At 57.4% G+C, this 13,590-nt stretch carries 9 protein-coding genes and 2 pseudogenes; 2 read left to right on the top strand and 9 right to left on the bottom strand.

The annotated features are described in order from the left end of the window. A pseudogene (locus tag NATPE_RS21035) lies at window positions 1-105 on the top strand (transposase); the annotation flags it as partial. Window positions 106-111: 6 nt separating this feature from the next. Here the strand turns inward: NATPE_RS21035 and NATPE_RS05740 are convergent. Continuing rightward, the gene (locus NATPE_RS05740; RefSeq protein WP_015298696.1) at window positions 112-1,224 is read right to left on the bottom strand and encodes an IS630-like element ISNpe13 family transposase; all 1,113 of its coding nucleotides are present in this window, start codon (window positions 1,222-1,224) and stop codon (window positions 112-114) included. Between the two features lie 46 nt (window positions 1,225-1,270). Between NATPE_RS05740 and NATPE_RS05735 the strand changes: the two are divergent. Further along, window positions 1,271-2,050 (top strand): annotated as a pseudogene (locus NATPE_RS05735) (IS1595-like element ISNpe21 family transposase); the annotation flags it as partial. Between the two features lie 658 nt (window positions 2,051-2,708). Here the strand turns inward: NATPE_RS05735 and NATPE_RS05730 are convergent. From NATPE_RS05730 to NATPE_RS05705, 8 genes are all read right to left on the bottom strand, one after another. Then, window positions 2,709-4,655: a S8 family serine peptidase gene (locus NATPE_RS05730; protein ID WP_006179708.1), complete on the bottom strand. Its 1,947-nt coding sequence runs from the start codon at window positions 4,653-4,655 to the stop codon at window positions 2,709-2,711. A gap of 450 nt (window positions 4,656-5,105) precedes the next feature. Continuing rightward, window positions 5,106-7,457, bottom strand: coding sequence for a hypothetical protein (locus tag NATPE_RS05725; protein ID WP_006179709.1), 2,352 nt, complete (start codon window positions 7,455-7,457; stop codon window positions 5,106-5,108). A gap of 1,009 nt (window positions 7,458-8,466) precedes the next feature. Then, window positions 8,467-9,282, bottom strand: coding sequence for an IS5-like element ISNpe14 family transposase (locus NATPE_RS05720; protein ID WP_015298633.1), 816 nt, complete (start codon window positions 9,280-9,282; stop codon window positions 8,467-8,469). Next, complete coding sequence (locus NATPE_RS05715) at window positions 9,248-9,811, bottom strand: surface glycoprotein (protein WP_015298816.1); 564 nt, start codon at window positions 9,809-9,811, stop codon at window positions 9,248-9,250. Before NATPE_RS05715 ends, NATPE_RS05720 begins: the two co-directional genes overlap by 35 nt. Window positions 9,812-9,941: 130 nt before the next feature. After that, window positions 9,942-10,103: a hypothetical protein gene (locus NATPE_RS22595; RefSeq protein WP_172637280.1), complete on the bottom strand. Its 162-nt coding sequence runs from the start codon at window positions 10,101-10,103 to the stop codon at window positions 9,942-9,944. Between the two features lie 582 nt (window positions 10,104-10,685). Continuing rightward, a complete protein-coding gene (locus NATPE_RS22590) occupies window positions 10,686-10,835 on the bottom strand; it encodes a DUF7563 family protein (protein WP_006179713.1) in 150 nt (49 codons plus the stop codon). A 342-nt stretch (window positions 10,836-11,177) separates the two neighbouring features. Further along, the gene (locus NATPE_RS05710) at window positions 11,178-11,567 is read right to left on the bottom strand and encodes a hypothetical protein (protein ID WP_006179714.1); all 390 of its coding nucleotides are present in this window, start codon (window positions 11,565-11,567) and stop codon (window positions 11,178-11,180) included. Window positions 11,568-12,907: 1,340 nt separating this feature from the next. Then, window positions 12,908-13,204, bottom strand: a complete 297-nt coding sequence (locus tag NATPE_RS05705) for a TetR family transcriptional regulator C-terminal domain-containing protein (RefSeq protein WP_006179715.1) — start codon at window positions 13,202-13,204, stop codon at window positions 12,908-12,910. Window positions 13,205-13,590: the final 386 nt, after the last annotated feature.

Genomic DNA, 13,590 nt, shown 5'->3' with positions numbered 1-13,590 from the left:
ATGATTCCGCTAGATGTGTTTGGGTCGGAATCGGTCGCAGCGGACCTGTTGGAGCAGGTTCGCTGGCGTAACGGTGTTACTTGCCCTCGCTGCCGTTCTGACCGATAGTGATTAGCAAATCTTATTGAGAAATCCACTGAGGTGATTGTCAATCCACGATGCAGCGAAACTCAGTTTCTCGGTCAGTTGGTCGAACAGTTCGTCAAGGAGTCTCCGGTACTCGTCTTCGCCGTTAACAATCAACGGCGAAGACTCCCACTTGAGACTCTTCCAGACAGGTTCGATTGGGTTGAGGTCCGGGGAACCAACCGGAAGGAACACCAGATCAATCCCGAGTTCATGAGCACGCTTGCGCGTGTGCTTGCAGACGTGTGACGAAAAGTTATCCAACACGAGCAGAATCCGCTTGCCGGGATTCTGCTCGCGGATCTCCTCGAAACACCCACAGATTTGTTCTTTCTCCTGGTTCGGTGGGAACGACAGCACGCTCTCTCCGTTGAGCGCATAGAACCCGGCCGCTGGTGTATCGATTTTCACCAGCGGCCGAGTGATATGTGGTTCATCGACCGTATACAGTCGCTGAGAGTTGTCCCATGGTTGTGGATGCGAGACATCGAAAAATCCCACCACAGTCCCGCCATCAGTGCAGATATCCTCATCGGTACGCCACTTCTCTTCGTCGTCATCGTCGTCACTCTCGCGCTTATTATGTGGCTGGTCGTGAGCATCCTCGTCGAACGCGTACTCAACGCGTTCGTCGAGGATCTCTTCGGCGTTGTCGGGTCGATCAGGCCGTTTTGTCCGAGGAATGGCGTAGGAAAGGCCGAGATTGTGTAGGAACGTTGGGAGGTAGTGTGGATGATATTCGACGTCGAACTCCTCGTCGAGAAGGTGCTGAATCTCCTGTTTTTTCCACGGTTGTCCCTCACGTAGTCGATCGATGAGTTCGTCTTGTTGGTCTTCGTCGAGCTTCGGGGGCCGACCGCCCCCGAAGTTCGGAGTGAGTTTGCCGAGACCTCCTTCGTTCCAGCGGTTAACCCAGTTCGTGGCGGTGCCCTCAGATTTCCCGACGTCGTCGGCGGCTTCCTTCAGCGTGGCACCCTTGTACAGCCGTTTGATGAACACGAGGCGTTCGAATTCCTTCTGATCGTCTGCCTCGCCGAGAAGACGATCCAGATCTTCTTCACTCAGGTGTCGCACGATTTTCTTCTCTCGACCAGTCACTACACTAAAGAGATACTTCTACTCAATAACTTTCCCGAATCACTATACGGTCAAGAACGGCAGCTATGGGAACTTTCAGCGCTATCTCTGTAAGAATTGCGACCGCACATTCAACGACAAGACCGGCACGATTTTCGCCCATTCGAAGGTTGCACTCAGAAAGTGGCTGTTCTCGATTTACGCGTTTCTCCGGTTTAACACGAGTCTTCGCCAACTTCAGCTAGAAATCGACGTTCAGTACAAAACGATTTACCAGCGCGTCGAGCGCTTCACGAAGGCGCTCGACGCGCCTTCGATCGACCTCGTCGGTCCCGTTGAAATCGACGAAGTCTACGTTTCTGCAGGGCTGAAAGGCCGCGAGCGCGACGCTCGGTCGCGCTCGCGTGGCCTGTCCACGCGTGGACGAGGATCGTACGATCAGGACAAACCGCCGGTGTTCACGATCGTCGATCGCGGCACCGACAATCGGTACGTGATCCCCGCGAAATCCGCCGACGAATCAACGGTTCGGCTCCTTCTCGCAAACCGCGAGAAGGAGCCACTGACCGTCTACACCGACGGATTTCGTGTCTACGACCCACTCAACGAGGACGACGCATTCGAGCGCGAATACGTCGTCCACGGCGACGGCGAATACGCGGATGAAGATGTCCACGTCAATACCTGCGAGAGCCACGGATCGCTGCTGCGACCGTGGCTCTCGCCTCATCGAGGCGTCTCAAAAGATAAGCTCACACAGTATCTCCGAGCGTTCCAGCTTCGACGAAAACTACTGCGGAAACCGGGAAGAGAAGCGCTCAAACACGCTATCAAAGCTACGCTGTGAGATCAACAAAGTGCTACACAAGAGCGAACGTCATAAGTCAGGGTCACGGCATCGGCCGATTCCCACGTTGAGATCACTTCGTCGTCCTTCGCGGAAGCGAATCCACCTTCACTATTGACGACCTGAACGTTACCGAACGCAGGTGAGAACGAATCGACTATGTCGATCGACTGCGCTTCCGATGTTGATACGCTCACCGTTACTGACGTCGTTTCCCCAGGCGCTACCTCGGTGCTTCCGATCGAACGGTCAGCATCGATTCCACGTTCCTGTGCCGTACCGGTAATCGCGAGTCCCCCTATCAATACGAGGAGTCCAACAAATATGATTCCGACCGTTCGCATTCGGTTTCGCATGAATATCAAATCCTCACAACAGTCAATAAATCCCTTGGTAGATCTGGTTCACATTGGTCTTTCCGATCAGTATCACTCGACATCCGTTTCTCCGGTTGGGACCGCCGCTGACCGTCGTTCGTGAGGATTACGGTGACAAGCTAAGACAGGGAAAGGCACATTCCAGTGGTCGTTTGTCGTCCCACGTCGGGATTAGTACGAGCAACTGAATCGAGCCGGTATCGTGTATCGAAAACCGGGAACGACAATCAAAACCGGTTACGGACTGATCCGCGATGGATCGCTGGTTGCGTCAGTGATCGTTAGCTGCCGGTCCGCCAGCGTTCGATGATGTTGAACACGACAGTTGTATCGAGGTCGTCGTTACGCCAGTCGGCCATAGCGGCAAAGATGCTCTGGTTGGTGTATTTGCCGTCAATCATGTAGTCATCGGCGCTCGTATTGTCGTCATTGACGGTTACTTCGACGGTTTTTGGACCGACTTTATGGTGGGTTCCGTTACTTCGGTTGTAAGCAGTTACCTCGGCCGTGATCGTTCCTTTCTGATCGGGACGGACTGAGAAGGTCGCGGCACCACTGTCGATCGTGGTTTCGTTGTCAACGTTCGGTCCAGAGATAGCGACCGTCGCATTGACGAGATTAGTTGCACCGTCCTGTCCGCTCGGTGCGTTTCCATCGCTACCGGTGACGAAGATAGTGATATTCGTTTCAGTCGTTTTTACCTCAACCTCTTTGACGTTAGTCTCAATATTGAGTGGCTCTCTAACGCTTACGACTACAGAGTGTGCATCCACGATTCCGTGTCCATACCGGGTGTCCTGTTGCTCGGATGTGCCGGATGGCGTTCGACTGGTTTCGGTCAAGGCATTGTTAATCTCGGCTGGAGACAGACGGTCGTCAGTCGACGACTGCAGCAGTGCTACAACGCCGGCGACATGAGGCGTCGCCATCGACGTCCCGGACATCTGTCCGTATTCCCCACCGGGTTCGGCACTCGTAACGGAAGCACCTGGTGCGACAACATCCGGGACGACATACTCGTCCGGCCAGTCGTCCGGCGCATCCTCTCCCCACGCTCGTTCGGTGTCGATCGTTTCGCCCGACGAAAAGGACGTAACGGACTCATATCGATCAGTCGCTCCCACAGCGATGGCATCGTAGCTGTTTCCCGGCGATGTACTTGTCCCGGGCCCCTGATTCCCGGACGCCGCGACGACCACTATCCCCTCAGACTGTGCGGTACGTATCGGCTCAATAAACTCCTGCCTGTAGCCGGATCCGCCAAGGCTCATACTCAGGACATCTGCATCGTTCTGAATGGCCCACTCTAGGCCGGCCAGCATTTGCGCAAATTTCACTTGGCACCCTGTCTCGCAGTTCTCCGTTGCGACCGCTCCATGCATGATCTTCGCATCAGGCGCGACTCCGATAGAGTGTCCACTAGCGTTACCGCCGGCGATCGTCCCGGTGACGTGGGTACCGTGACCGTCTGGGTCGTAATCGTTTGGTTCCGTAAACCGTCGATTGCCACTCAAATCGAAATCTGCCCAGCCGTTCTCCTCGGCTAGATCGATGTCGGGGTGGGAGGTATCAACACCGGTATCCAAAACCGCAACTCGAACGCCGTCACCACGCGTATCGAAGTCGGTCCACACGTTCGGTGCGTCGATCTGTTCGAGTCCGTATGTCGCAGTCGGAGTAGATGCTGGTTCGTTTGTCTGGCCGCTCGGTGAATCAGCCGCTACCGGTGTTTCGACCGCGGTTCGGGTTGGACCCGCGTTCGGTTTCGTTGCCGAGTCAAGCGTCTGCACCTGAAAGTTCGGCGTGATCTTGGTAACGCCCTCCATCGCCGCAACCGCTTCGACAGACGTTTCGGTAGTGTCGACGGTAACGAGTGCACTGTTCGTAATCCAGAAGGTCCGCTTCACCGTAATGCCGGCGGTCCGCCGAGCCTGTTCGAGAAACGGATTCTGGGCCGCGGCGGCATTCTGCTTGAGGAGCGATGCCGGCTCTGCCGCTGACTGAACGGTTGTCGTATTGGTATCTGATTCGAAGTGGACGAGCACTTCTTGAGTCTCGCCGGTACCAGTGTCGGCAACTTCGGGATGAACGATAGTCTCGTTCGTAGTCGCGTTCGGTGTTTCGGCGGCAACTGATCCACTCACAAACAGAACACCGATCGTAATCGATGTTGCAACGAACGCGGTTGCTATCAGAATACAGAAGACCCATTTTGCCGTGAGTTTCATTTCTCCTGTTTATACACTATTACTAAGAATATCTTTCGGAAGGTATCCCACGACTGTCTCTCGGTTGGTCCGTCGTATGGGTCCCACACAAGGTGTGACAGTCGTCCGTTTTCTCCGGCCACGACCGAAAATCGATTTCAGACACAGCAACCGCCGTGACAAGGTCTATGCTATCCCTGTAGTGGCCCGAATTAGCGATTTATCTTATGTATTCGTCGCCGAACCACCGAATATCAGTGTCTGACCCTATGGAGAGAACTGTCTATTTATCGCCTTTAGAACCCCCGTAAGTCAGTTTCGTTCGATAACCGTTGTTAATCGAGCGGTCACGACGATTGTGCCGTAGTGATTGTATCGGGGGTACGCCAGCCAAAAATGGAATCGCAACAGAGCCGATCCGAACTGGATCGGTAGTTCGGGGTGTGAGCGAGTCAGTTGGTTGGAACCGCGTTAGTTGTTCCGGAAGCCGTCGATGACGTCGAAGACGACAAATTCGTCGATGGCACCACTGCGCCAGTCCTTGACAGCGTCGAAGACGCTCTGATCGGTGAACTCGCCGTCAACTCGGTAGTCATCGGCAGTCGACGATTCGTTGTCGTCATCGTCGGTGGTAACGTTCAGCGTAGCGGAGGCAGCGTCGACATCGGTTTCGATGCCGTGTTCGTACTCGCCATCCTCGACATCAGGCACGGTGATATCGAAGCTGACTTCGTCAGTCTCGCCGGCTCCGAGGGTGACTTCCTGGCTGTCTACCTCTTCACCGTCGAAGACGAACGTGACGGAGCTGGTCGCTTCCTCGCCTGCGGTGTTCGTGATGTTCGCTGCGACTTCGATCTCCTCACCAGGGGCTGCGTTAGCTGGGGCCTGGAGGCTGCCGTCTTGGATATCGAACCCTTCGGGCGCGACAACGTCTTCGATGACGATGTCAGCGTTCGTCGTCCCGCCGGGGATCTCAGTCAGCTGTGCGAAACCAGTTCCTTCGTTACCTTCCTCGTCTTCGTAGGTGGCCTCGACAGTGTAGTTGAGGCCGGAGCGGACACCATCCTCACCCGTGAAGGAGAACGATCCTCCGGGACCTGCTTGGGTGGTTGCCAGCTCTTCGAGACCGTCAGTTTCGTTCTTGACGGAGAGCGTCACGTCGGCATCGGGCAGGTTGTTACTGGGCGTCTTGTCGGTGACAACGTCGCCAGTGATCTGTGCATCCTGGAAGATGTCGACGGTCGCCTGTTCGTTGCCTTCGGTCGTGTAGACCTCTTCACCGGAGTCGAAGGTTGCGGTGATGTTGGTCGAGCCGACCTGCGGGCTGTCACCGGTGAACGTCGTGGTGGCGACGCCCTCGGCGTCGGTCGTCACACTCGTCTGTGCGAAGTCGCCGATGTTGTTATTGAGTGCGTCGAGGTCGATGTCGATGCCAGTCGCAGGCTGCGGGTCGGCGTTGGAGCCGACTTCGCTTCGGGTAGCCGTCACTTCGACGGCGACCGGCTCATCGACCGGCGCTTCGGCGAACTTCTGGCCGTCTTCGACCGTCACGTCAAGGTTGTAGTTGTAGTCGGTAACGGGCGTGAATTCCTGAACGCTCAGGTCGACGTTCTGCTGCTGAGCGGTGTCGTCAGCGTTCGGTTCGACCGGAACGTCCGTCTCGAAGCCGGCGAAGTTGGCGAAGCCAAACTGGTCTTCACCATCCGCAGCAGCACCTTGGCCGGCAATCACGGTGTACTCCTGCGTACCGTCCTGATCCGTCGGCAGGTTCAGGAGCATGAAGTCACCGGTAGCAGTCGTCGTGTCGTTCGGAACTGCGCGTTCCTCGTCGAATCGATCCGCGATGTCGGAGTACGTGATGCTCTCGGTGTCGCCGATCTCGACGAGATCATCAGTAGTACCGGCCGTAGTCGTACTCACGTTCTTGAATTGAGTTTCGACATCGTCAGCGCCCTCCGTGTCGTTGGTGTAGGTAACCTGTTGCTGGACGGTGAAGTTGCCCGATTCGAGGAACGTGAACTCGATATCGTCGTCTGCTCGATCCATGTTTGTCTGGTGGATCTGGACACCAGGCACGGACTCGTTCTGGACGAGTTCGAGGTTCGAGCTATTGGCACTCGTCGTCGTCAGGTAGTCGGATCGCGGGTCGCGCGGAACCGCGTCGCCGTTCTCGTCGAAGGTAACGACGCGGAAGATGTCGCCTTCGCTGAAGCGAACGTCAGTGAAGTCCGTACTGTAATCGTCACTCAGCTCGGCCGGAACGGTGACGTTGAGATCGTCGCCATCCGCGAGGGTTTCGGTGTTGTCCTCAACGTCGTCCTGATCGACGGCGTAGACCGGAACCCCTTCGGGGCTATCGAGGTTGCTCTGGACACCGAGCTGCTGGTCCTCGCTGACCTTGGTGATCGTACCGGAGATCGTACCGGTGTCACCGATGTCCGGGACGAATTCGATGCTGTTCTCGGCGGTGGTTACGTCATTACCGTCGGTCGCTTCGAAGACGAGATCGTCCGTAGCGACGACCGATTCGATGTCATCGAAGTCCGTACCAGGAGTGACGCTGAAGGTGAATTCGACTTCACCCTTCTCGTCGGTGGTCATCCCGTTCGGCGCAACGTAATCGATGCTGTCAGCACCGTTGTCGTCGGTGTAGCTCACTGCAACAGGCGTGTCTTCGATCGGCAGTCCATTGCCGGCCTGTTTGTCGTCGGTGGTCACCGAGACCGTCGCGGTGATCTCGTTTTCGATACCGACGCTCTGGCTCGGCTCGAACGAAACGTCGATGTCGTCCGGTGTGATGATCCGCTGAAGCGACGGGGACACCTTCTCTTCGACGTTGTTCGTGTCGAGGTGTGCACTACGAGTGGACGCTTCGAACCCTTCCTTCTGAGCTTTCACGACGTACTCTTCAGCACTTCCGGAGGCACCGACTGCAAGGCCGCCGTCGATACCATCGGAACTGCCGTCAAAGCGCAGGAAGTCGTCGTCGCCAGTATTTCCGGTTGCAATGATGTTGTCCGAACCCTGACTACCCTGATACAGAGTAACGTTAACGTTGTTGACAGGGTTGTTGTTCGTGTCAGTGACTTCAACTTCAACCGCACCACTGTCGGAAGTACCGACAGTGAGGCCCTGCGATGCGGACGTAGCATCCAGAGAGTTCTGGTCCTCGATTGAAGCTACAATGTCGTTGGTTTGCGACGCGGTATCATCCTCATCGGTAAGAGTGTTAGTGTTGAACGTCGTTTCGAGTGTGACGTTCTCTCCGCTGGCGATTGTTTGATCCGATAGGTTATCGATCTCGCCTGCAGACCAGGCCGACCCATCAATCACAATGTTTTCGGCAGCAACATCGGACTCACCATTGTTCTCGAAGGTTGCTGTTGCCGTGATCTCACTGCCGTACGGAGCCGCCTTCGGCACGGTGAGGTCTGCGTTAAGCGAGGATTCGATGTCCGAGGATTCGATGTCGTAGCTACCGCCGGTAGCCCGAACACTGTTAGTTCTCGGATCTGCGGTCACATCGTCAGTGAGCTGAACCGTAACATCGCCGGTACCAGCTTCTTCCGGATTATTGACGCCTTGTAGTTCGATCGTTAGGACATCACCTGCTCTGTTGAACGCAAGACGGCGGCAGTATTGAAACTTTGACATTCAGGCAGGTGGCGTTAGAACTCCTGTACTGATGGTTTTGAGATCTGGATGATGTGGGAGGAGTACAGTTCGTTGATTCTGCAACCATCAGAATTAGGTCACTTTGTGAGAACCCGTACGTGGATGACGGCGATGTCTCTGGCGGATACGTCCAGAGAAAGAGAGCAGGCGGCGAGCCCTAACTCGCCGCCTGCGATAGGTTATGCACGATACACTTGCGCGTGAGCTCTCGGAACTGGCCGTGCCAGCTCCGAGAGCGTAACTTCTCACCGTCATCCTTCAGCAGTGAGAACGCAGTCTCACTCAGTGTCCGCTGATGGTACAGATCTTCGTCCATCCGAGCGTTATGCGCTTTCTTCAGCGCATTGTGCTCCCTGTGTTTGATTAGCGGTCGTGTCGCGCCAGCGCGACACTCCTCTCTGAGATCTGACCACGAATAGTTCGCATCTGCAAGGAACTCTTGCAGGTCTTCGGCGTTGCGCCGATAGACCTGCAAGCCGATGTGTCCGTCCCACTTGCGCTTCGTCGTGAAATGAACGTCTTTGATCGCCAGTGACTCTGTATCGACCAAAATCGTTGTCTTCAGCTTGTGAAACGAGAAGCCAGCACGATTCCGGTAATGATAGCTGGTTTGATCTCGCTGGAAGCCACTGGCGTCGATTGCTGCTGTTCCCGACCAGCCAGCCTGCTCCGCACTGCGGCGGAGCAGGCTGCGGAGTTCACGCATGTCGACCTGTTGCTCCCATCGACAGAGCGTGGTGTGATCCGGCGATTTGTCGATGTTAAGCTCTTCACGGATGGCTCTGGAGTCATTGAACCATGCTTCAGTCTCTCGGAAATCTTTGTCGAGTTCCGCATGCAAGAGGATAAACGCGATCTGAGTCCACTCGGCGAACCCGCTGGCGCCGTCCGGCGCAGCGGGTTCGTCAGGGTTATCCACGTGCTGTTTGGCAAGATTCTTACACTGCCGTATGATCGGCCGTTTCGACCTCATATCGCAAGACGGCGTCCAATTCCCCACAAGCCTCACGGAAATCAGCCGAGAACAAGGCTGAAACTGGTGCTATTCGACGCTGCAACAGAGCAACATCACCGCTACTGTAGGATTCCGTCCCGTTGAGGGCAATCTCGAGGGTACTATCCTCTCCCGTTGCAACCCCGTTAGTCGAGGTTGAGTCGACAGAATCAACATCAACGGTGGTGTTTGACAGGGAAACGTCACTCGCGGTCACGCTACTGGCATTTGGTTGGTCGGCACCAAATGCCCCCGAGTCATCGAGGTCAACTCGGATCCCGTCAACCTCCGCAGAGGTGATGTCGTCGTTTATCGCGACATCGATCGTGTACGTCGTGTCGTCATTCGTCGTATTGATTCCGTTGAGATCGGTGTTGTCAACGGAAATATCTGGGCCAGTGTCCAGTGCTGCCGCCGAACCCGCAACCGCCGTGGACATGGCCACAACCGACATGACCATCAGCGCCGCGAAAACCGTCGCGCGAACCTTTTCGCGTGTCGTACTCATAGAGATATCACCTGTTGGGGCCTAGCCGCCCTCGTGTCGTCGGTCGATACTGCCGATTCCGTTCCATCTGTCATTTTGATTAGATACTCCGTATAATCGTTCATTGTCTGGTTAGTTCGCGTGCGATACGTCATGGTTCCTCTTCGTCGAAGTACTCTCGGAGGATCTGCTCGAGTTCCTCCGAGACCCGCCTGTCTTCGCGGATCGCTTGCGACCGGACGCGCCGCCAGATTTCGTCGTCGATCTTGATCGTCGTACGGGTAGTGTTGTCCCCGTTCTCTGACTCCGTCATTTCGACGCTCATGGGTGTGGCGACCACCGGTCGTCGTTGGCTACCCACGTCATATCGGGTGTAGGCCGGTTCATCTGTCTCTGAACCTGTACTTCTTCCTGTCGTGTTTTTCCATTGCTGCTTACGATCTCTCCAGTCGACACCTCTCAGTGAGTCTACTTAAAGGTTATTGGTCGAACGTAAAAGTACATTACTAGTGCAGGTGGTTCCATGATAGACTGCAGACGATGGGTCGGTTACGGAGTACTGCATACGTAGGCAGTCATTACCCGTTCTATACTACCGCTCGAACTACCGAAGCACGTGCGGGCAGCTGAGGCCACGACTCGTGTATCGATCGGTCCGCCCCTCGAACCGGCCCGGTTCGACGGATACTCGCCACGTCCCGAAAACAGCGCACGCGAATCGTGGCCGAATAGTATCCTCTCGAGAACTCGAGTCCCGGGCCGATATCTCGATGGCTCGGACAGAAACGCGAAAAACGAACCCGGATCGACCGGGCAGATATCGGACCCGGCGTAACGGACCATGCCCGTAGTGTCTCATCGCGTCCGACGCCGCGCGGCCGCTGCGAACCACCGGCTACTCGGACCCCCCATCGCGGTCGTTCGGAGCGGCCGTGATCTCCCGGTAGGTCGAACACGCCGGACACTCTCGGACCTCTCCGTCGACGCCAAAGACGCGGACGAAATCTCGCGTGACGAACGCGCCGCAGTGCTGACACTCGGGCATCGGCCTACGCGAACGCTCGGACACCCGCACCTTGAATCGAACGGAATACGCGTCTCCCCCCGTCGGACTGTGGCCCGACCACTGAGACGAGTCCCGAACCGACGTACCGGGAGGAGCGACCGCCCTGCGGTCTCACCGCCACTGACTTCTAGTCGACCGTATGAGGCCCCGTCGGAATCCGTGTCACCGCCGTGGGAACCGCCGCTGGTTCGCCACTCCTTTGGTCGGCGTCTCACCGCTCCCGCCGTGGCCCAGGACGAAACGATCCCGTCGACGCCGAGCGTCCGCTCGACTTCCGCCCGTTCGTCCCCGGTTCCGACGGGGTTCGGCCCACTCGCCGCTCTATCTGTCGATCGCTCCTTTGTCGTGGACCTGGCCGCAGTGGCTACACTCGAGCCGTCCGTCACCGAGATTGCGAAATCCGCTCCCGGGACACTCGCGGTCATCACACGGCAGGAGACGGTCGGTCCGCGTGGACGTCTCCCGGAACGTCTGGACGGCGTCGTACAGCTTGGGTTGGGTCCTGTAGTACCGGCGATCGCTGTCGTCTCGCTTGCCTGCCACTCGTTCGACCAACCCGCGTTTCAGCAACGAGGTCACGATGCGATCGTCGATGCCCGTCTCGCTGCTGGTCCACTCCCGGCCGGGTTCGGGAATCCCCGAGAGTTCGTACATGTGATTCCGTACCCAGTTGGCCGACGACGTCTCGAGTTTCGTGATGGGATCGCTCATGATGTGAGTACCTCCGAGGAGACCGTATCGCTGCTGTAGTTTCACTGGGGTTTCCGTCCCCCATCAATGTCTCGGTCAGCGATATCGCTGCTCGAGGCGACAACGGAACGCGGGACTGGGTGGGGAGCGACTCATCGTCCGCTCCTGTCGCGGAGACGATCGTTCGTGACGCACACGGCCAACGCCGCGCTGCTCCTGGACGCGTTTCCGCTTCGAGAAACCGCCGGCCGATGGCCGGCGTCCCCGATCCCCGTCGGTGGTGTGTCAGGTGGGTGGTGGGAGGGGGAACCGGCTCCGAGATCAGTTAGTAGCGTTGGGCCGCCCGATCTCGAGTGCGGCGAGAGCTTGGATGTCTCCGGGGTCGGTCGGTAACGACCGAATCCCGTTCCCTCGCCGTCCGTGGATCGGAATCGATTCCCCATCAACCACTGGGCCACCGCATACGACGGCCACCGACGCGGTGATCGTACCCGACTGACGAGTACCGCGACCGCTCCCCTCCGAGCCGGTCTATGAACGGTATCCGTGCCCGAAAGACGCGATCGCAGCTCCGAGTCCGTGATGATCGGCTCGTCGATGAGACGCGCAACGGCGATGACCGACGATGGCAGGAGCGTCCACCGTACTCGGTCCGCGTGACGTCACCTCCCACCGGGTACGGCCGACGGCGGTCCGTAGTGATCGCTCCGAGAGGACCGACTACGCCTCGAACCGTTCGCCGGAATCCGCTCGCTCTCGAAGTGGACTCGATCGCTCCGAGGACGGAATTGCGAGGGGATAGCCCGTGCTTTAGCGCGGGGAATGAATCCGACAAATACTCCCTCACCGAAAGCTACCATCATCCCCGACATCGTTCCAGCGTGCAAGCCACTCGCGTAACGGTTCAATCGGAAGGGGGAAAATCTCGCCGAAACGGCCGGTTCCACGTCCACCGAATGGGCTAGCAACTGCTCGAGGCATACGTGGTTCGGATCCACTCGCCGCCCTCGCAGAACCCTCCGCTGGAATCTGGCGGTGACGGCTCGATCAAAACACGTCCGTTCGCGGTTCAATTCGCCATCATCGGCGGAGTCTGGCGATGGCACGATCCGTGTCCGCCCACATTCCGACCGCTGGCGGTCTCCCGGTATTCGGACACGTTGATCTGTGTGGTATCGGGTGCGGCACAAGCGGGTACCGTGTCCAGCTCGGACGCAGAATCCGCCTGCCACTCGTTTCGAGGCGCGATGTGTAGCGCACGAACCCAGCTACTCTACGCGAGGAGTGGACGTCGCCTTTGGGGAACTCGAGACCGACCCGATTCCACACGACGGAATCCTCACCTCGGGGCGGGGAGGATATCAGTCGTCGGTATCTGCTCGCTCATTCATTCGCGCGTCCGTATACCGTTCGAGTTCCCGTCGAACGACGGCCAACCAGGTATCGTCGTTCGTACTCGAGCGTCGGAGCATTGTGCCGAGGGCGGCCGTCTGGATCGTTTCCGCGACGGCGTCCGGATCGCACTCGGGGTCCCCGTCGGTCACGCTGCGAACGGCCTTCGCGATCGACTCCGTCAGCAGCCGATCGCCCCGCGTGAAGTACTCGCGGTAGGCCGGGTCGTAAACCGCCCGTGTCCGAAGCTCGAGTAGCGGCGTCATGAACGCGTTCCACTGTCAGGTCGGCGTATCCCTGGTCTCTGAGGCAGCGATACGTCGCTGCCAGGATTTCTTCGCGAGTATCGGCCGGATCTCCGAAAATATCGTCGGTCACGGTACCCCCTCTCGCCGCGGATTCAGTCGAGCCGTCAGAGACTCGAGTCGGAACGACACTGCTTCCCTTTGTGGGGGCCTCCGGATTTCCATATCGTTCGACGGTCGTACGTACAAAAAGTTATAACGATAGCTGCCTCGTCATCGAACAATGCGTGACGGTCATCAGTTGGGATATATCGGGCGCGCCGTCTCGATCGCATTCGAATTAGAGGGGGTTCGGGGTGGATGACATGAGCTATTATCGGTCTACAGAGGAAACAAGGCGAGTGCCT

Source organism: Natrinema pellirubrum DSM 15624 (assembly GCF_000230735.2).
GTDB lineage: Archaea > Halobacteriota > Halobacteria > Halobacteriales > Natrialbaceae > Natrinema > Natrinema pellirubrum.
Note: the sequence above shows the minus strand (reverse complement) of the source record. Positions and strands in the feature narration are given on the sequence as shown.

Coding starts and splice junctions, on each gene's coding strand:
- NATPE_RS05730 (WP_006179708.1), bottom strand. CDS start 4,655: ATGAAACTCACGGCAAAATGGGTCTTCTGTATTCTGATAGCAACCGCG.
- NATPE_RS05720 (WP_015298633.1), bottom strand. CDS start 9,282: ATGAGGTCGAAACGGCCGATCATACGGCAGTGTAAGAATCTTGCCAAA.
- NATPE_RS05715 (WP_015298816.1), bottom strand. CDS start 9,811: ATGAGTACGACACGCGAAAAGGTTCGCGCGACGGTTTTCGCGGCGCTG.
- NATPE_RS22595 (WP_172637280.1), bottom strand. CDS start 10,103: ATGACGGAGTCAGAGAACGGGGACAACACTACCCGTACGACGATCAAG.
- NATPE_RS22590 (WP_006179713.1), bottom strand. CDS start 10,835: ATGCCCGAGTGTCAGCACTGCGGCGCGTTCGTCACGCGAGATTTCGTC.
- NATPE_RS05710 (WP_006179714.1), bottom strand. CDS start 11,567: ATGAGCGATCCCATCACGAAACTCGAGACGTCGTCGGCCAACTGGGTA.
- NATPE_RS05705 (WP_006179715.1), bottom strand. CDS start 13,204: ATGACGCCGCTACTCGAGCTTCGGACACGGGCGGTTTACGACCCGGCC.